The sequence below is a fragment of the Nocardia sp. NPDC006982 genome (assembly GCF_042869435.1).
In the GTDB taxonomy this organism is placed as follows: Bacteria; Actinomycetota; Actinomycetes; order Mycobacteriales; family Mycobacteriaceae; genus Nocardia.
Genome location: NZ_JBIAFV010000003.1, coordinates 648,805 through 667,320, shown reverse-complemented (window position 1 = coordinate 667,320; position 18,516 = coordinate 648,805). Strand labels below are relative to the sequence as shown.

Here is an 18,516-nt window from a genome sequence, read left to right as displayed (position 1 = left end):
CTGAACGCGTAGGGAGACAGATGAGTACCACAGCGGTGGAGGGGCTTTCGGTTCCTTCCGAAGCCCAGGACATGGCGGAGATCGTTGCCAGGTCACGGGCCGCCCAGGTTGCCTGGCAGGCTCTGGGGTTCCGTGGACGCGCCCGCAAGTTGCGGGCCGTGCGAGCCGAAATTGTCCGCCGCTCAGGCGAACTCGCCGATGCGGTGGCCGCCGAAACCGGCAAACCGGCCACCGATGCGTTGTTCGAGATCGTTGCGGGATGCACGATGATCGGCTGGGTGTGCGCGAACGCGCAGCGGGAGCTGCGCCCGCGCCGCGTAGCGACCTGGCCGTACGTCGTCAAACACGCCCGGGTGCAGTATGCGCCGCTGGGGGTGGTGGGGGTGATCGCGCCGTGGAACTATCCGGTCGCGATTCCCCTGCAATCGCTGCCGTACGCACTCGGCGCGGGTAGCACTGTGGTGTTCAAGCCGTCGGAGGTCACGCCCGAGACGGGCCGGATCCTCGCTGAATGCTTTCAGGCCGCCGGACCGGGCGTGGTGATGCTGGGGGAAGGCGACGGCCGCGCGGGCGCCGCACTGGTGCGGTCCGGAATCGACAAGCTCGTGTTCACTGGCAGCCCGGCGACCGGGAAGCGAATTCTGGCGGCGGCGGCCGAGGAATTGCTCCCGGTCATCCTCGAGCTCGGTGGCAAGGACGCGATGATCGTTTGTTCGGACGCCGACATCCGCCAGGCTGCGGCAGCGGCAGTGGGCGCTGCGTTCGGCAACGCGGGTCAGACCTGCATGGCGAGCGAACGTGTGTTAGCTGTGGACGCGCTCTATGACTCGTTCGTGGACGAGGTCGTCGAGCTGACGCGGCTCCTGCGGGTCGGTCCTGGGCCGGAGTCCAACATCGGGAGGGTTACCCAGCCACGACAGTTGGATGTCGTCGAGAAGCGGCTTGCGGAAGCGGTCGACGCCGGTGCCCAGGTCCTGATCGGGGGCAAACGGCTGAAGATCGGCGATGGCTATTTCGAGCCGACGGTCGTGGTGGACGTGCCGCCGAACAGTGCGCTGTGGCGTGAAGAGAGCTTCGCTCCAGTGGTTTCGATCGCGCGGGTGCGCGATGACGCGGATGCCGTTGCCGTCGCGAATGCTTCCGAGTTCGGCCTCAATTCGAGTGTTTTCACCCGAAGCCGTAGGCGGGCACGGATATTGAGCGCCCGTATCGAAGCCGGCGGCGTCAACATCAACGATGCGATGACCGGCTCCGGTCTGGCGGGTCTTCCGTTCGGAGGTGTGAAGAAGTCGGGATTCGGGCGGCTGCAAGGCCCCGAGGGTTTGCGCGAATTCTCGCGGGTAACCAGCGTCGTGGAGCCTGTCTCGCTGCGGCTTCCCAGTTTGGTGGGCACCATGTTCGCGGGCCGCCGACCCGCTCGTGACAAGGTTGAACGGGCACTGCGACTGTTGTACGGGCGGGGCTAGCAGGATGACCGTGGAGGTTCTCGCTACCGGTGGCTGGCTCGATCCGGCCCGAATCCTCAGCAGCAGTGGATCTTTCGTTCTGCCCCTGATGGCGGCGATCGTCTTCGCCGAATGCGGTTTGCTGGCCGGGTTCTTCCTGCCCGGGGATACGTTGCTGTTCACGGCAGGACTGTTCGTCGCCCGCGGCAGTCTGCCGTATCCGATCTGGATTGTGTGCGCGGTGTTGCTGGTGAGCGCCTTCGCCGGGAATGTGCTCGGCTACGAAATCGGCAAACGCGTCGGTCCGAAGTTATTCGCCCGGTCCGATTCGCGGCTGTTCAAGCGTCGGCACGTCGACCGCACGCACGCGTTCTTCGAGCGGCACGGCGCGCGCGCCGTGGTGCTCGCCCGTTTTGTTCCGGTCGTGCGCACCTTCGTCACCGCGATGGCCGGTATCGGCGGTATGAACCACCGAACATATGTTGTCTACTCATTCGTGGGTGGTGCGGTGTGGACGATCGGCGTCACGGTGCTCGGCTACCATCTCGGGCGTTTTGCGGTGGTACAGCAGAACGTGGAGCTGTTCGTCCTCGGGATAGCCCTGGTATCCGCACTGCCCATGCTCATCGAATACCTGCGCACCCGACGCGCAAGAGAAACGAGCCCATAATCCCCGACAAATTACGGCTCGGGAGAGGATCGGCCATGACCTCAATAGTTCTGCGATGCAAGCCCTTCAAATCTCTGCTCGATCGGCTGGCGCTTACGCGGGCGGAGTGGCAGAAACCGGCGACGCGGCGGTCAGCGCGGCGGGCTGTGCGAATTCGACCACTAAGTCGAATTCCGCAACTGGTGTGATGGCTCGTCGGGACTGCGCGAACCGGCCCCAGTCAGTTGAGTCTCCTGTGCGGCGAGCCAGGCATCTTGGTTACTGAAGTGTGCGGAATAGCTCCGTACTACGAAGACTCCGAACGCCCGGGCCAATACCGCACTGAAGGAAGCGAGCGTGAGTTCGCCGGATATGTATCGACGTGCTCCTTCGGCGCGGTCCCGCCTGTGTCTGCAATGGCCGCTCTATTGGTATCGGCTTGATGAAATTGACCGAAAGTTGAGCGGTAACGGCCATTTCGCCGAGCATGAGCGGCAGATGGCCCAATGCTTCATCGAGCGCCGACGCCGTCTGGCCGCCGTGTGCAATGTTCGGGCCGCCTCGTGCGATCCCGGGCATTGCAGCGGATAGCGAGCTACACCGTCGACCAGTTCCTCCTGTGCCATGCCAACCTGCAGGAGTTCAGCCGTCCACGCGGACGGCACAGCATGATTCGTCCTATGAAATGTCGGGCTGAAAGCCGAGACCCCTCCCAGCGGTACCGTCGCTCATACCAAGCCTTCCCAGCAGGTCGCTTTTCTGAGCAACGTCCACGATTAGCTAGCTAATCTAGCTGACTCACGGTGAATTTGTCCGCTCGGCGTCGCCACAATGGCGATGGCCGGACCGCACCAGGCGATCTCATTCCACGCGTGGACATGGAACCGTGTCGGATCCTCCGATGGCTGATGCGCAGGCAGCACGGAGCAACTCGTTCGCGTCCTCCGCAAGCAGGTATCCGGAGGAAACGGACGAGTCTGTGGCTTCGGCGAATTTCGCGACATAGTCCGCATGTGTCGGATACATGACGCTGGTGAAATCAGGCGGCAACGCGACCGTTTGTCCAGTTGGACCGCAGGCGGACCCGGTATAGGTGGCCACCGGGACGTCCAGGACCGGAGACCGAATTCCGCCGAGGGCGTTGCCGAATCGGTCGCGGGCCAACGCGTTCGGCAAAGTGAGCAGTGGGGCGATCTCGTTGAGATTGAGGGTCGCGCTGAAGGTGATCGATGGCATCGGTGTCGGCAGTACTCCGTGAGCCACCCAGTCGTGCAGGGCCTGCAGTGCGCTGTCGACGATTGTATAGCGCGGATACTGGTCGCCGGAGACACATGTCGCGGCAGTGACCGACGGCACCCCGTCCTGACCGAAATTCAATGCTCGAGAACGAATCTCCGAATAGTCGGCCGCTATGTCGCCAGTTAGGTTGTGGCGCAGGGTCTCCGCGATGAAGGCCAGCTGCCAGCTGTCGACATGCGGTGCACCTGCTGCCATCCAAACCCGCAGCGTCGGCGATTCGGTCGCCCGCGAGGCGGTCATGCTCTCTTCACTCCACAATCGCAGCGTCGGGATCCGAGGGTTACAGGTCAGGTACCGACCCCAGTCGGCGTCGATCAGCGCGCCATCGATGGCCTGGGCGTCCCGGTCCGCACCGTTGCACAGGTAAACGCCGAGCTGTTGCGCGGATTGCGACTCGCCTGCGGCCAGTACGTGACGCACATCGAGACCGCCGACCACCGACTCGGATCGTGTTCGGACCGCGTCGGCGATCTTCGAGAAGATGTCGTAGGAGTAGTCGTCGCCTGGATGTTCGATGGCGTTGTACCGCTGCGGATCCCATGCTTTCAGGCTCAACGGCGAACACACCGGTAGCACCGGGGGATGATTGTTGATGTCGACGATATCGGGGATGGACATTCCACAGGCGCTGACCTGCTGCACGCTGGCGGTCACGAATACGTGTCCGTTGCGCATCGCCCACCGATGTGCCCAATTCCATTCGATCGGGATATCACCTTGGGCCGTGACGTTGTTCCATTCGACTATCGCAGTTCCGCTGAAGCGCTGTGGATCGACCGGTCGGAACACTTGGAACCGGGTTGTGAACGGCGCCGACGGCCGGTCTAGGTCATATGTCTGTGCCGTTCCGGACAAAAAGTACTCGTCCTCGCGGTAGCCGTTGGCCGCCAGATCGTCCTGCCACGGCCAGCTGTTGTACGCGAAACCGTGGTCGCCTGCGCTCGGTGTGGTTACCACCGTCATGGCGTCGCCAGCAGGTGATGCGACGGCGAATCCTGTTGTGATGAAGCATAATTCGATGCTGACCAGCAATGCTGTCAGTGCTGTTGTCGCGGAACGCAAATCCCCCCGATTCGAGATACTTCGGCTTTTCGGTTGCTGGTCAGAGAGACTGGGACAGCAGGTCGCCGACGCTTCCGATGCTCTCGTCACGGAACCGTCCGATGAACGATTCGCCCCAGCTGAACGCGACCCGAACCGGTCGGTTGTCGTCGTGCCGGTGGATGCGACCGGCCTGGGCGCGGTAGCCGCCCCACCGGGCATTGGAAAATTGCGACATCTGCCCACCCGGTTCGAGCTCGAAGACCCAGGTCCGCCCGTCACCGGTCTGATAGCCGATACGCTGCGCCCAGTCGTCGGGGTCGGGATCGAAACCGCCACGCGTATGCGATTCCATTGCGACAGGGCCCTTTTCGTTGGCAACGGCGACGAAGTTGAAGCCCTCGCGGCCGATTGCGACCTGTCCCCATTCGACCGAACCGTCGGCGAACTCGGTGGCGAATGCCGACCACGAGAGCTGAGTGTCGTTGAAGATGCGGAACTCTTTCCAATCCGCACCATGCGGCCAGTAGCCATGGTCGAGGAAGACGAACCCGTTGACTTCCTCGTCGAGAACTTTGCCTCCGACGCGGTAGAGCTCGCTGGTGTAGAAGAACGGCTCTTCGTTGTCGGTGCTCGCGATCTGGATGCCGGGACCGACGAGGCGGCCGTCCAGCTCGAGTATGTTGCCTTCACGCCAGGTCAAGCTGTCGGGGCGGAGCCGGAAGTCGAGGCCCTCTTCAGGCGCGCCGCCGGCTTTGCCGAGAAGTGAACCGAACAAATGATGTTCGGCTTCGCTGTACTCGCGTTTGACTTCCCCGCGCACGGTTCGCAGCGACTCGGGAGCCAATGAAACCTTGCCGGAGCGGGTGTTCATCAACCACAGACCGGCGGTCATCGGGCCGCAGAATTTACGTTCGACGATATGCAGCGCGCCGGATTCGTCGCGCCAGCCGCCGTAGAGATACCACGACTGCTCGGTCAGACCGAACGGGCGGGACGTCGGTAGATGCATCGACAGCTGCGTCTCATAGCACGCCACCGCCGTGTTGTATCCGAGCTCGCCGAGCCTCGGGGTGCCTCCACCGGCGTCTGGCAGGCGGGGCTGGACTGCGTCACTGGGCACTTCGCTTCCTTGTCCTTGCTGCCTTGCGAGGATCGGTCAGCGTGCATAGATCCGCCGCCGATTGTCGGCGAGCCTATCAGGAACATGTGGAGTTCATATAGTTTTTCTATATTTACTAGCCAATCTATCTGCCGATGAATCCGGGGTTGCGTTTTGCCGTGAGGCGGCGATGCCCTCGCGCAGGTCCGCGGTCTCGAACAGCGTGGCCTGCCCTTCCCGCTCGATCTCGAGGGCCTGCTTTAGGTGGGCGAGTGCCGTCGCGTTGAACGCGCGTTTGGTGCGCGCATAGGCCGCGGTTGGGCCGTTGGCCAGCCGGGCAGCCATCCGCTCGACTTCTGCCTCGAAGTCCGCGTCCGGCACAACATGTCCGATCAGACCCCACTCGGCGGCTTGGCGGGCAGGGATGCGCTCCGCTAGTAGTGCCATCCGAGCGGCGCGGGCGTAGCCGACGAGTCCGGGGACGAGAGCCGTCGCGCCGCCGTCGGGCATGAGGCCGATATTGGCGAAGGCGAGCAGGAAATATGCGGATTCGCGTGCGATGACCGGGTCGGATGCGAGTGCGAAGGAGCAGCCGACGCCGACGGCGGCACCGTTGACGGCCGCCACGACGGGCTGGGGTGCGGCTCGCAGGGCACGGGTCAGTCGATTCGCCGCATCGATGGTGGCCGTTTTCGGTCCGTTGCCGCTATCGGGCTCGGTCGGGTCCGCACCCGAGCTGAATGCGCGCCCGGCCCCGGTCAGCACGAAAGCGCGCACCATCGGGTCGCCCGACAGTTTCTCGATCGCATCGGCGGTTTCGTTCATCATGTCGGTCGTGACCGCGTTGAGCCGTTCGGGGCGATTGAACGTGAGCCGTGCGATCGTGTCGGTTCGATCGACCTGGATGTGGGGTTGCGCGGTCACTTGCGGCCTTCCGAAGGAAGTAAACTGTCTGGCGGGAAACTTTAGTTGGATTAGCTATACTCTTACTACCTTTAGCCGCCCCAGCGGTACCTCGTCCCGGCGGCTGATTCCAGTCGGCTGGACGGTGCCGGGGGTTGCGTCGAATCACTGTGGAGCGTCCGGATGCATTTGACTCGCCTGGCCCGTGAACTCGGCGATAAACCCGCGATCATCATGGGGGGATCGGGTGCCGGCATCAGCTACCGCGCCCTCGAAGAGCTGTCCAACCGAATCGCGCGATTGTTCCGCGACCTCGGTCTGCGGACCGGTGACCATGTGGCGCTGTTATTCGACAACACGCTCGAGGTCTTTCCGGTGTTGTGGGCAGCGCAGCGGGCGGGGTTGCTCTACACGCCGGTGAACTGGCATCTCACCGAGCCGGAAGCGGCTTACATCGTGGAGAACTGTGGGGCCCGGTTGCTGATCCATTCAGCGTCGCTGTCGGATTTCGCGGCTGCGCTGGTGTCGCGGCAACCTGGGCTGACGCGGCTGGTAGCCGGTACCGGTGGCGATGAGGCAGCAGGTCTCGATGAGCTGTGTGCGGGCCTGTCCGAGGAGCCGATTCAGGACGAGGCAGAGGGCTACTACATGCTTTACTCATCGGGAACGACCGGCAGGCCCAAGGGAATATTGCCGGCGCTGTCGGGTGCGCCGTTCGGTGCCGGGCTGCCCATCGACCACCTGATGGCGAGTGCGTTCGGGTTCGGTCGCGATACGGTCTATCTGAGCCCGGGCCCGATCTATCACGCGGCACCCCTGGGCTGGTCGATGGGTGTCATCCGCAACGGGGGCACCGTTGTGATGATGGCGCGGTTCGACGCCGAGGACACCCTGCAGCTCATCGAACGACACCGCATAACCCACGGCCAGTTCGTGCCAACCATGTTCGTGCGAATGCTCAAACTGTCCGAGGACGTGCGTCGCCGCTACGACGTGTCCAGCCTGCGGCTCGTCGTGCACGCCGCGGCACCGTGCCCGATCGCGGTCAAGGAGCGCATGATCGAGTGGTTCGGGCCCAGGCTGGTCGAGTTCTATACCGGCAGTGAGGGCAGCGGCTTCTGCATGATCGATTCGAAAGATTGGCTGGCACACCGGGGTTCGGTTGGCAAAGCGGTCTTGGGCGTACCGCACATCTGCGATGACGAGGGCCGTGAGCTGCCTGCCGGAACCGTCGGCACGGTCTGGTTCGGTGACGTGCCCCGCTTCCAATACCACGGCGATCCCGAGAAGACCGCGACCGCACACAATTCCGAGGGCTGGAACACCCTCGGCGATCTCGGATATCTCGACGAGGCCGGCTACCTCTACTTGTCGGGCAGGCGTGGGGACCTGATCATCTCCGGCGGCGTGAACATCTACCCACGGGAGATCGAGGATGTGTTGGTGCCGCATCCGGCTGTCACCGATGTGGCAGTGATCGGACTGCCCGACGACGAATTCGGTCAGCGGGTCCACGCGGTCGTGCAGCCGGCGATCACGGCTGGCATCGGTCCGGAGTTGGAAGCCGAACTGATTGCATACTGTCGGTCGCGGCTGGCATCGTACAAATGCCCGAAAACCGTTTCGTTCGAGGAGATTCCGCGACTTCCCAGCGGGAAATTACTGCGTCGCGAGCTGCTTCAGCGGTATGCAGATGCCGCCGATCCGAGCCAGGCGTCACGATGATGGCCGATCTGATCGGTGAGCTGGATGTCGGCGTAATGGAGGACGGTTCTCCGGAGGTTCCGCTGGTGGTGCTGTCACTCGACGAATTGGCAGGCGTGCCGCCAAACCTGATCGAGCGCGCGGCCGCGCGGATGAAACTGGCGCTGCCTTTGGTAGTCGGAGTCTTGCGGGGCCCGGTGTCGCTGCAGATCGCGCCATTGCTCGACGCGCTGACTGTCACGATCACCGATGCGCCCCAGGAAGATACACCGCGCCAGATGGTTGCGGTGGATGATGTCGATAAGGCGCTCGGAGTGCTGCGGCTGGCAGTGTCCGGCTCGCCGCGGGCGGCGATCAGCTGTGGGCAACTGCTACGGCAGGCCGAGCGGCTGCCGACACTCGCCGGTCTCTCGGCGGAGGCGGCGGCGTACTCGATGCTTCTCAACGGTCCTGAGTTCACGCGTTGGCTGGGCGAGCGTGGGAAACCACGTGAGGTGGCATTCCCGGATCGTCCATTGGTCGGCTTGAATCGGGAAGGAGCCCGACTGACGGTCGTTCTCGATCATCCGGAACGCCGAAATGCGTTGAGCCGCAGGCTGCGTGAAGATCTGTTGGAAGCAGTGTTACTGGTCGAGATGGACGACAGCATTGCCGAAGTCGAGATCAGCGGTGCCGGCCCCGCTTTCTGCAGTGGTGGTGATCTGGACGAATTCGGCACCGCCACAGACCTGGTCGCCGCGTACCTGGTTCGTCTGGACCGGGCGCCGTGGCGGGTCATCGACCGTATTCGGGATCGTGTGACGGTGCGGGTACACGGCCCCACTATCGGTGCGGGTGCTGAGATGGCGGCCTTCGCCGGCACCGTGATCGCGTCGCCTGGTGCCTACTTCTCGTTCCCCGAGATTCGGATGGGTCTCGTACCAGGTGCGGGCGGCACAGTCAGCATGACCAGGCGAGTCGGTCGCTGGCGGGCTGCCTGGCTGATGCTGACCGAGCACAAGCTGAGCTCCGAGACCGCGCTCGCATGGGGACTGGTGGACGAAGTGGACGGCGAGGGAACCTGATCCGGCCCCCGGGTGTCTCCTGCCGCGATATTCGGCCGCGGTCCCAGCGGATAAGTGCCTATCACCCCCGACGAAGCCCGCACTGGCGATTCGCTTACCTCGATCGCTTGTCATCGACGTAGAACGGACGGCGTGTCGGCGCTGAGTGCACTCGGCACGGGTTCGGCGACGTATTTGTCGCCGAACCCCGCGAGAGCGGACCGGATCAGTAGAGCAAATCCACTATTTGCGTGCTGTCTGCCTTGTTGCGGAGGAAATAACTGCGGGCGACCTTCATGTGCTTGAGCCAGAACTCCTCGGCGCCCACACCGTCACGGTCCTGGACCAGTTCGCTGAGCCGCTCGTATGCGCGCAGCGCTCGCCTGTTGTTGGCCTCGAGATCGTCCGGCTTGCCGTGGGTCTCGTCGTAGGTGCGTGCGGTCTGCCGTTGCATGACTTCGGTCAGCATGCCGATCACGGTTGCGAGAGTGCGGTTTCCGGAAAGCTCGACAAGCCTGCGGTGAAACTGCACTGTGCGCCTGCCGAATTCGACGGGCGTTTCGAGCGCTGCACGAACATGCTCCACCTCGTCGATCAGCGCTCGCCGGTTCGTGGCGGACCCGCGTTCCGCGAGTTGTCGTGCGCAGGATGGTTCGATCACCATCCGTGCCTCGTAGACGTCTTGCAATGTCGTCTTGGAGAGCGTCAGCAGCAGGCTGAATTGAGCGGCGGCAGCCTCCGGGCCCGGTATCGTGACGCGGGCGCCGCCGGGCGGCCCGCGCCGGATGGTGATCAGTGAATCCGCCTCCAGCAGTCTGAAGGCCTCTCGCAGGGTCGGTCGGGACACACCGAACCGTTCCATCAGCTCCGGTTCAGTGGGCAGCCACTCCCCGTCGCCGATCTGTCCGCGAGCGATCATTTGGCGGATGCGATCGGCGATCATGTCCGGCATCTTTTTCGGCCGGATGTGGGCGCTGTCGTCCCGTGCGCGCTTGGCGCTCGTCACAATCTGCCTCCGTGTCCTGGATGGCTCATCCATCTCGGTCGAGACTAACCCATTCGTTTCTTGATCCGCCGAGGTTGTCGAACGAATCAAGAGCAACCAGTTCATCTTGATTCGGAGGGACTGGGCACAGCGGTCCTTCGTGGACTCGATGGCAGCATCGGTGGTTGCGGCGAATCTAGATTATCTAGATATACTCCTCCACTGTCGGCGCGCTCGCTGTGATGACGGTGGTGTGCCGGCCTGAAGTAGGCCGGTGGACATCGGCGGCATGACAGGAACGGTGATGGCTTCACTCGAATTTCGGTCCCGCGGACCTGGTGAGCGCGGTGACGAGTGCCGGATCAAGATTCGATTCCGAGGGCATCCGACCTTGCAGTATCGAGCGGCGCGGCATATCGCGGAGCGATTCGCGGAGGCGGTTCGGCGCAAAGGTGTCGATGTCGTGATCGATGGGAGGCTCTCCGTGAGCCTGCGGCCGCTGCCGTGTGCACGGCTTTGGTCCTCGTGAGCTCAGGGGTGCGCTCGAAGCGTGGGCTTGCAGTAGTAAATCTAGCTAAACTAGCTATAGTCTCTGTCTTGTGAGGATAGATACGTCAGGGCGGGGTCAGTGCGCAAGGCAAGATTGACGATCGGGTTCGGTGTCCGCGCGCGCATTTTGGTGATCGCACTGATACCGAGTCTCGCGCTGTTCGCGCTGGGATTCGGTGGTGCTTGGTACCTGGTGGACCGAGGTGAGCACGCACGGGAATGGTCGGCGCAGATCCAGCGCGGGGCCGCACCGGGCGTCGAGTTGATCGTCGCGGTGCAGCAGGAGCGGTCGCTGTCGCTGCTGCGGGTTGCCGGTGCATCGGTTAACCAGACCGAGTTGCAGTCGCAGCGTCGTCGCGTAGATGATGCCGTGCGAAGTCTCGCTGCGATCGGCAACGCGTATGCAAAGGTGGGATCCGATGAGTACGCCGATCTGCAGAAGTCCTTCGCGTCGACGTTCACTCGGATCGCGGCCGTCCGAACTCAGCTCGACGCGGATGTGCTACCAGCTGCTCAGACCGACGAGTTCTATTCCACATTGATTGGAATCGGATTGGCTGCGTCGCAGTCGGCAGAGTCGGGTGGGCCTGACGCTCGGACTGCCGTGAACCTCGTGACGGCAACGACTCTTGCTCGCGTCGCGGAGGCAATGTCGCACGGCAACGCGATAGCGCTCGCGGCCGTTGTTGCCGGCGGGCTTACCCCGGAGCAGTTGATCGCCTACGGCCGGCTTGTGGGCTACTACCACACCGAAATAGAAGCGCTGGCAAGCAAACTCACGCCCGAAGAGCAAAAGCAGCTAGGAGCGTTGACCGGAGGCACGGCGTGGAAGCAGTTGGAACGTGTGGAACACATTGTGCTGCAGAACGGCTCGAATTCCCGGTCGACCTCGGCGGAACTGTCACCGGATGTTTCCGAGTGGCGTAGCGCTGCGGCCGAAGTGAGCGCCGGGCTGTTGGGTCTGTGGCGATCCCACTTGCAGTATGCCGTCCGGTTCGCCGCTGATTCCGGGGCGAAGGTCAAGCAGAACTCGCTGCTCGGCGGTATCGGGATGGCACTTGTGGCAGTTATCGCTTTCGGTGTCGCGTTGTGGCTGTCGAATCACCTGATCCGCCGGCTGGAGTCGCTGCGGGACCACACCCTCAACTTGGCCCACGACGAGTTGCCGACCATATTGCGCCGCTTGCAGTCGGGAAATCCAGCTGCCGTGGATATCGAGTTGTCCGAGCTCGACTTCGGTCGCGACGAAATCGGTCAGGTCGCAGCGGCTTTCAACAGCGCCAATCGGGCCGCGCTCGATGCCGCGATTGCCGAGTCGCGGACACGTGAAGGCGTCAAGGCGGTGTTCCTGAACATCGCTCATCGCACTCAGATGGTGGTCCATCAGCAACTCGCGCTGCTCGATCGCGCGGAGCATGAGCAGCAGGACCCGGATCTGCTGGCCTTGCTGTTTCAGCTCGACCAGTTGGCGACTCGGGGACGGCGCAATGCGGAGAATCTAATCATTCTCGGAGGCGAGCGTCCTGGCCGGCAATGGCGAAATCCGGTGGCGCTGATCGAGATTGTCCGTAGTGCTACTGGGGAGACCGAGGAATACGCCCGCGTCCGGACCGGTCGCCTGCCGGACATCCGCGTTGTCGGGACCGTTGTCGCAGACCTCATACACCTGCTGGCCGAGTTGGTCGAGAACGCGACTGTGTTCTCCCCGCCGCAGTCGCAGGTCGAGGTGGTCGGCGGAGTCGTGGGGAAGGGCGTAGTCGTCGAGATCGTCGACCAGGGGTTGGGAATCTCCCCGGAACAGCTCGGCGTGATCAACGAAACGCTCCAGAACCCACCGGATTTCGATGTCTCCGTGCTGTCGGGCGATTCGCGCTTGGGCATCTTTGTTGTAGCGCGCCTGGCTGCTCGGCACGGCATCAGGGTGCGCCTCGTGGAGTCGGAGTACGGAGGTGTGCGGGCTGTTGTATTGGTCCCGCTCGCGCTAATCGCGGATCGGGCCACCGAAAATGACGGCCGTCCTGCGCCGACGTTGTCGGAAGTATGGATACCGCAGCCCGCCCCGGTGACCGACGTGCTCCCCCAACCACCCGCGGCGCCTGTGGTCGATATCCCAGACTACCCGCCCGGCATGCCGGACTATTTGCCGCGAACGGCAGCGGAACTCGAGGAGCCCCGGACGCCACCTAGCACGGCGACTCCGCATGGGGCGAATCGCACCGCGAGTCGATATTCCGACGACGACCGGCCGCCATTGCCACGACGCAACCGGCAGGCAAGCCTCGCACCGGAACTGGCCGGTGCGGGACCTGATCCCGAGGCGGATCCGAAGTTTCCGTCGCAGGTGCGATCGTCGGAGGAAGTTCGAACCTTATGGGCGGCAATCGAATCGGGCACCAAGCGCGGGCGTTATCAAGCGAGTCCCGGTGAGCCGGAGCGGACAACACATATCGATGGACGAGAGGGCTATGACGACCAATTCCCCCACCACTGATTTCGATTGGCTGCTGAGTGATCTGGTAGCGCGGCTGGCCGGCGTACGGTACGCCGTGTTGCTATCCACGGATGGACTGCCGCTCGGTCAGTCCGACGCCATATCCCGAGAGGACGCCGAGCACTTTTGTGCTATGGCCTCGACGCTACACGGGCTTGCGCGTAGTGCAGGTCATCGGTTCGACAGCGGCGCCGTGCGGCAGACGGTGATCGAATTGGAGCGTGCCGTGCTGTTCGTGACTGCGGCGGGTGCGAATACATGTCTGGCTCTGCTCGCGGAGGAATCGGCAAATCTTGGCATGATCGCGTACGAGGTAAACATGACGGTGCAGCGTTTGGGCGCAGCGATGCTGTCGGAGGCGCCTCGCGCCCGAAGCAGCTGGCACATGGGCCCACCGGTGTAATGAGTCGGCCGCACGGCTCTTGGTTCGACGAGGCGGCGGGCCCCTTGGTCCGGCCATTCGCCATGACCCGTGGACGTACTCGTGGCGCCCGGTCCGATCTGGACATGTTGACGCAGGTCCTGACGGTCCGCTCCGGCGAAGAGCTAGGGCGGATGGAACCCGAATACGGCGAAATAGCGCGGTTGTGCGAATACCCGCAGTCGATCGCCGAGGTTTCGGCGCGCCTGCGTCTTCCATTGGCGGTGACCAAGATCCTGGTCGGCGACCTCGTCATCGAGGGGTATCTGGTCTTCCGGAGTTCGGTGCCGGAGACGAGTTCCGACGACATCGACATACTTAGGGCGGTACTGAATGGAATTCGAAGGCTCTGACGCGTCCAACCGGTCGAGGCTAGCGGCCTCGGTGAAGATGCTGGTCGCTGGCGGGTTCGGGGTCGGCAAGACGACGATGGTTTCCGCGATCAGTGAGATCACCCCTTTGCGCACCGAGGAATTGGTGACCGCGCTGAGCGTGGGTGTGGACGATCTGGCTGGCGTGGAGAACAAGACGACGACCACCGTGGCATTGGATTTCGGCCGTATCACCATCGATCCGGATCTGGTCTTGTACCTATTCGGAACACCTGGGCAAGAACGGTTCTGGTTCCTGTGGGACGAGCTTTCACGAGGCGCGCTCGGTGCTGTCGTGCTCGCGGATACGCGTCGGCTGGAGTCCTCGTTCGCGTCGGTCGATTTTTTCGAACGCCGCGGCCTGCCGTTCGTGGTCGGCGTGAACCATTTCGACGGTACCCCGCACTATTCGCCGGACGAGGTGCGGATAGCGCTTGATCTGGCAGCGGATGTACCGGTGATGCGTTGCGATGCGCGCGACCGTGAGTCCGCCAAAGGAGTTCTGCTTTCGCTGCTGGAGTACCTGGTCGACCTGACGCAATGCCGGAACCACATGCGGGCCTGAGGGCATTCTCGCCCGTTCGGTGCCGCCAGATAATATAGATAATATAGATAGATTTGTAGTGAAGGAGATGTTGTGGCCGACCTCGCGGGCAGGACCATGATCATGTCGGGCGGGAGCCGGGGCATTGGAGAGGCGATCGCACTGCGTGCAGCCGCCGATGGTGCGAATGTCGCCCTGCTCGCCAAGGCCGCGGAGCCCCATCCCAAGTTGCCGGGAACCATTTACACCGCGGCCGAGGCGATCGAGGCCGTCGGCGGGCGGGCGCTGCCGATCGTGTGCGATATCCGCGACGATGAAAAGGTGGCCGAGGCGGTGGCCCACACGGTGAGTCAGTTCGGCGGCATCGACATCGTGGTGAACAATGCCAGCGCGATCGATCTGGCGCGCACCGATTCGGTGAGCATGAAACGTTACGATCTGATGCACGACATCAACGCGCGTGGATCGTTTCTGCTATCGAAAATGGCGATTCCGCACCTCCGTCAAGCGCGGAATCCGCACATTCTTACGTTGTCGCCACCGATTCGGATGGAACCGAAGTGGTTCGAATCCGGCCATCTCGCGTACACGATGGCCAAGTACGGAATGAGTCTGGTGACCGTGGGGCTAGCGGCGGAACTGCGCGCCGACGGTATCGCGGCGAACTCACTCTGGCCGAGAACCAATATCGACACCGCCGCTATCCGGAACATGCTCGAGGAAAGCAGGATCAAGCTCACCCGGACGCCGGACATTATGGCCGACGCTGCCTACGCGATCCTCACCAAGGCGAGTCGGGAAGTCACCGGGAACTTCTTCATCGACGACGAGGTCCTTGCAAGCGAGGGCGTTACTGACTTCTCCCCCTACCGCCTGTGCGCCAGCGAAAGTGAACTCGAGCTCGATCTGTGGGTCGATAGCACCCTCGAGGAGGCCCTCTCGTGACGACTATCGACGCCGTACTCCTGGCGCTGCGCGTCGTGGTAGGTGGAACCGTGGCTGCCCACGGGTACAACCACCTATTCGGGCCGGGCGGTTTGGCGGGTACCACAGGGTGGTTCGCATCTATGGGTTTGGCGCCGCCACGCGTTCACGCCTTCTTGAGCGGTGCCGGAGAGCTCGGCGCGGGGATTGGCTTCGCGCTCGGTCTTCTGACCGCGCCCGCGGCTGCTTTCATCGTCGGCAGCATGGCGGTCGCCGCGGTTGTCGCCCATCGGCGCAACGGCTTCTTCGTATTCAAAGACGGCTGGGAGTACGTTCTCGTGCTCGCAGTGGTGGCTGCGTGCGTAGCCGTCGCGGGTCCCGGTGCGGCCTCGCTCGATCACGCGGTCGGAATCAATAGCCGGCTGGACGGTTGGGTGGGGCTGGCAATCGCCCTGGTCGGCGGGATCGGTGGTGCGGTCGCCCTGCTGGCTGTGAGCTGGAGGCCGCGGCGGTCGGCCGAACAGTCGGCGTGAACCCTGGACTAAAATGGATAACTAGGTTAGGTTATTGTGGCGCGAGGCGAAAGGTTGTGCCCCCGGTGAGGGAGTCGATAGTCGCGTGGGTGGCGGGCCCCGTGGGGTCGTCGGCGCGGAACCACTGTCGCCGCCGCGGCGCCAGGGCAAGATCACGCTGGTCGGACCGGAACCAGAGTCCGTATGCGACCGTTCGGCAATGTCGAAGGACGGGGTCCCACGTCGGTTCCGTTGCCGGACTGTGTCGTGCCTCGGCGCTCGTAAAGACCAGAATCGGATCTTGTAAGACATGGAAGGGGTCGTAGCAATGAAGCCGCGAACAGGACAACAACTCGCCAGCACGGTTGATGACACCCAGATCGTCGTCGTGCGGGCTCCCGACGCTGAAGTGACCATCACCTGCGGTGGTGCCGGCATGGTCGACCCGAATGCGACCGAAACCGCGCCGCGTGCAGTGGCCGACCCGGAGCAGCAGAGCGGTACGCAACTGGGCAAGCGATACGCCCACGAGGAGATCGGCATCGAGGTGCTGGTAACCAAGGCGGGTCGAGGGACGCTTGCGGTCGACGGTGTTCCGCTGGCGATCAAGGGAGCCAAGCTGCTTCCGTCCTCCGACTGAAACGAGCAATCCATGCATCTGACTCTGCTACTTGACATGGCCGCAGACGGCTTCGCCGACCGCTGCCTCGTTGGGCCTCGCAGTGCTTCCATCACCGGAAGCCGGCTTCGGGAACTTGCGACGGGCGGTGCCGAGTTGATTCGCGCTGCGGACGCCGACGCGGTGGTGTACCTCGCGGTGAATGGACCCGCGTTCCCGGTGGCGCTGTTTGCCGCGGCGGTCGCCGGCGTGCCGTTGGTTCCCATCAACTATCGACTCGGCGCCGAACAGCTCGACGAACTGCTGGCGAACCATCCGCGCGCGTGGGTGATCGCCGACGAGGCGCAGGCCGCCGCATTGACTCGTGTAGGACGGAACTCGGTTACTCCACAGCAGTGGCTGGAGTGGGTAGCTACGGTGGTTAAGGAATCTGTCGAGGCCACCCCGTCCGACGCCCCGGCGGTGATCATTTACACCAGCGGCACCACCTCGAAACCCAAAGGTGTGGTGCTCCGGCACGAGAATCTGACCTCCTATGTCCTGGAAACGGTGGAATTCGCAGGCGCGGGCGAGGATGAAGCGGCGCTCATGAGCGTGCCGCCGTACCACATTGCCGCGGTCTCGAATGTGCTCACGAATCTGTTTGCGGGGCGGCGTTTTCTGACCTTGGAGGCATTCGATCCGCAGCGCTGGCTCGAAACGGTGCGGACCGAAGCGGTGACGCAGGCCATGGTGGTGCCGACCATGCTGGCGCGCATTATGGCGTGCGACGGTGATCGTTCGGCGCCTTCGTTGCGTTTGCTGTCCTACGGTGGTGCCAAGATGCCGGTCAAGGTCATCGAACGCGCACTGCGCGAGTGGCCCGATGTTGGTTTCGTGAACGCATATGGGCTGACCGAGACCAGTTCCACTATTTCTATCCTGGGACCGGAAGAACATCGCTCAGCATTGGCCAGTACGGTTGCGGCAGAACGGGATCGGCTGATGTCGGCGGGCAAGCCGGTGCCGTCCATCGAGCTCGAAATTCGAGACGACACTGGTAATCTGGTATCTGTAGGGGAGCCGGGGCGGATCTGGGTACGGGGTGCCCAGGTGTCGGGTGAGTACACCGGACTCGGTTCGACTGTGGACAATGAAGGCTTCTTCGATACACGAGACCGCGGCCGCATGGATGCCGAAGGCTATCTGTTCATCGAGGGCCGTATAGACGACACAATTATTCGTGGAGCGGAGAATATCGCTCCGGCCGAGATCGAGGATGTGCTCATCCGGCACCCCGATATCGAAGACGCGGTGGTCGTAGGCATTCCCGATGAGGAATGGGGGCAGCGAATCGAGGCAGTGGTGGTGCCGAAAGTCGATGCGCGGATCGACACGGAGGAACTGCGCGGCTACGTCCGAGGGCTATTGCGGGGATCGAAGACACCCGATCGCATTGCATGCTGGAACGAATTGCCGCGCACCGTAACCGGCAAGATTCTTCGCCGAGATGTGGTGGCCGGGTTGACCTCGGAGAACTCCGTCCTCTGAGTGAGGGGAACTCGTTGGCTCGTGACAATTCAGTGTCACGCCGCCAACGTCTTTGGACCATGGGTTCTTCCACCTTGGCATGCTGACCTGGATGTTCATCGATGGTTACGGCGCAGGACTGCTCAACTTCACTCCGCAACCGATCACTTCACCCGTGCTGGTACTGATCATCGCGATCATCTACAGCCTGCCCATCGACTATGAGGTGTTCCTACATTGCGACGCCTGTGGCTCCGATGATGCTGAGCCCAAACCAACAGTTGGAACGGAAGCGGCGACGATGCCCCCGCAGACGAGGAACAGCAGGACCGAAACCATGGGAAGAGCCAGGACCTCCATCCGCCGCTGATCCTGAGCCATGGTGTCGAACAGCGCACCCGCGAC

Annotated in this window: 18 protein-coding genes; 13 read left to right on the top strand and 5 right to left on the bottom strand. The window is 63.1% G+C overall.

What is annotated here, in order from left to right; genetic code table 11:
* The first annotated feature begins 20 nt into the window (after window positions 1-20).
* Together ACFYOW_RS16475 and ACFYOW_RS16470 are read left to right on the top strand one after the other, a co-directional pair.
* A complete protein-coding gene (locus tag ACFYOW_RS16475; protein ID WP_387288620.1) occupies window positions 21-1,466 on the top strand; it encodes an aldehyde dehydrogenase family protein in 1,446 nt (481 codons plus the stop codon).
* A gap of 4 nt (window positions 1,467-1,470) precedes the next feature.
* A complete protein-coding gene (locus tag ACFYOW_RS16470; protein WP_387288619.1) occupies window positions 1,471-2,115 on the top strand; it encodes a VTT domain-containing protein in 645 nt (214 codons plus the stop codon).
* 258 nt (window positions 2,116-2,373) lie between these two features.
* On the opposite strand, the gene ACFYOW_RS16465 is transcribed toward ACFYOW_RS16470, so the two are convergent.
* From ACFYOW_RS16465 to ACFYOW_RS16450, 4 genes are all read right to left on the bottom strand, one after another.
* On the bottom strand, window positions 2,374-2,673 hold the full coding sequence (locus ACFYOW_RS16465) for a hotdog domain-containing protein (RefSeq protein WP_387288617.1): 300 nt from the start codon (window positions 2,671-2,673) through the stop codon (window positions 2,374-2,376).
* 282 nt (window positions 2,674-2,955) lie between these two features.
* Window positions 2,956-4,356, bottom strand: a complete 1,401-nt coding sequence (locus tag ACFYOW_RS16460) for an alpha/beta hydrolase domain-containing protein (RefSeq protein WP_387288615.1) — start codon at window positions 4,354-4,356, stop codon at window positions 2,956-2,958.
* Window positions 4,357-4,495: 139 nt separating this feature from the next.
* Window positions 4,496-5,557 (bottom strand): hypothetical protein, encoded by a 1,062-nt coding sequence (locus tag ACFYOW_RS16455; protein WP_387288613.1) that lies wholly within the window; start codon window positions 5,555-5,557, stop codon window positions 4,496-4,498.
* A 93-nt stretch (window positions 5,558-5,650) separates the two neighbouring features.
* A complete protein-coding gene (locus tag ACFYOW_RS16450) occupies window positions 5,651-6,460 on the bottom strand; it encodes an enoyl-CoA hydratase-related protein (protein ID WP_387288611.1) in 810 nt (269 codons plus the stop codon).
* 162 nt (window positions 6,461-6,622) lie between these two features.
* Between ACFYOW_RS16450 and ACFYOW_RS16445 the strand changes: the two genes are divergently transcribed.
* Complete coding sequence (locus tag ACFYOW_RS16445) at window positions 6,623-8,164, top strand: acyl-CoA synthetase (protein ID WP_387288609.1); 1,542 nt, start codon at window positions 6,623-6,625, stop codon at window positions 8,162-8,164.
* On the top strand, window positions 8,161-9,207 hold the full coding sequence (locus tag ACFYOW_RS16440; protein ID WP_387288607.1) for an enoyl-CoA hydratase/isomerase family protein: 1,047 nt from the start codon (window positions 8,161-8,163) through the stop codon (window positions 9,205-9,207). Before ACFYOW_RS16445 ends, ACFYOW_RS16440 begins: the two co-directional genes overlap by 4 nt.
* A gap of 205 nt (window positions 9,208-9,412) precedes the next feature.
* Here the strand turns inward: ACFYOW_RS16440 and ACFYOW_RS16435 are convergent, their stop codons facing one another.
* Window positions 9,413-10,192, bottom strand: coding sequence for a FadR/GntR family transcriptional regulator (locus ACFYOW_RS16435; protein WP_387288606.1), 780 nt, complete (start codon window positions 10,190-10,192; stop codon window positions 9,413-9,415).
* A gap of 607 nt (window positions 10,193-10,799) precedes the next feature.
* On the opposite strand from ACFYOW_RS16435, the gene ACFYOW_RS16430 reads away from it, so the two are divergent.
* From ACFYOW_RS16430 to ACFYOW_RS16390, 9 genes are all read left to right on the top strand, one after another.
* Window positions 10,800-13,211 (top strand): nitrate- and nitrite sensing domain-containing protein, encoded by a 2,412-nt coding sequence (locus ACFYOW_RS16430; RefSeq protein WP_387288604.1) that lies wholly within the window; start codon window positions 10,800-10,802, stop codon window positions 13,209-13,211.
* The gene (locus tag ACFYOW_RS16425) at window positions 13,186-13,614 is read left to right on the top strand and encodes a roadblock/LC7 domain-containing protein (protein WP_387288602.1); all 429 of its coding nucleotides are present in this window, start codon (window positions 13,186-13,188) and stop codon (window positions 13,612-13,614) included. Before ACFYOW_RS16430 ends, ACFYOW_RS16425 begins: the two co-directional genes overlap by 26 nt.
* Window positions 13,614-13,985 carry a DUF742 domain-containing protein gene (locus ACFYOW_RS16420; RefSeq protein WP_387288600.1) on the top strand — a complete coding sequence of 124 codons (372 nt, stop codon included), beginning with the start codon at window positions 13,614-13,616 and terminating at the stop codon, window positions 13,983-13,985. The genes ACFYOW_RS16425 and ACFYOW_RS16420 overlap by 1 nt, the downstream gene beginning before the upstream one ends.
* A 37-nt stretch (window positions 13,986-14,022) precedes the next feature.
* On the top strand, window positions 14,023-14,568 hold the full coding sequence (locus tag ACFYOW_RS16415; RefSeq protein WP_387288846.1) for an ATP/GTP-binding protein: 546 nt from the start codon (window positions 14,023-14,025) through the stop codon (window positions 14,566-14,568).
* A gap of 72 nt (window positions 14,569-14,640) precedes the next feature.
* Window positions 14,641-15,492, top strand: coding sequence for an SDR family oxidoreductase (locus ACFYOW_RS16410; RefSeq protein ID WP_387288598.1), 852 nt, complete (start codon window positions 14,641-14,643; stop codon window positions 15,490-15,492).
* Window positions 15,489-16,004, top strand: a complete 516-nt coding sequence (locus ACFYOW_RS16405; RefSeq protein WP_387288597.1) for a DoxX family protein — start codon at window positions 15,489-15,491, stop codon at window positions 16,002-16,004. The genes ACFYOW_RS16410 and ACFYOW_RS16405 overlap by 4 nt, the downstream gene beginning before the upstream one ends.
* A 307-nt stretch (window positions 16,005-16,311) precedes the next feature.
* A complete protein-coding gene (locus tag ACFYOW_RS16400) occupies window positions 16,312-16,623 on the top strand; it encodes a hypothetical protein (protein ID WP_387288596.1) in 312 nt (103 codons plus the stop codon).
* 12 nt (window positions 16,624-16,635) lie between these two features.
* Window positions 16,636-18,132, top strand: coding sequence for a class I adenylate-forming enzyme family protein (locus ACFYOW_RS16395; protein ID WP_387288594.1), 1,497 nt, complete (start codon window positions 16,636-16,638; stop codon window positions 18,130-18,132).
* Between the two features lie 91 nt (window positions 18,133-18,223).
* Window positions 18,224-18,481 carry a hypothetical protein gene (locus ACFYOW_RS16390; RefSeq protein ID WP_387288858.1) on the top strand — a complete coding sequence of 86 codons (258 nt, stop codon included), beginning with the start codon at window positions 18,224-18,226 and terminating at the stop codon, window positions 18,479-18,481.
* The last annotated feature ends 35 nt before the right edge of the window (window positions 18,482-18,516 follow it).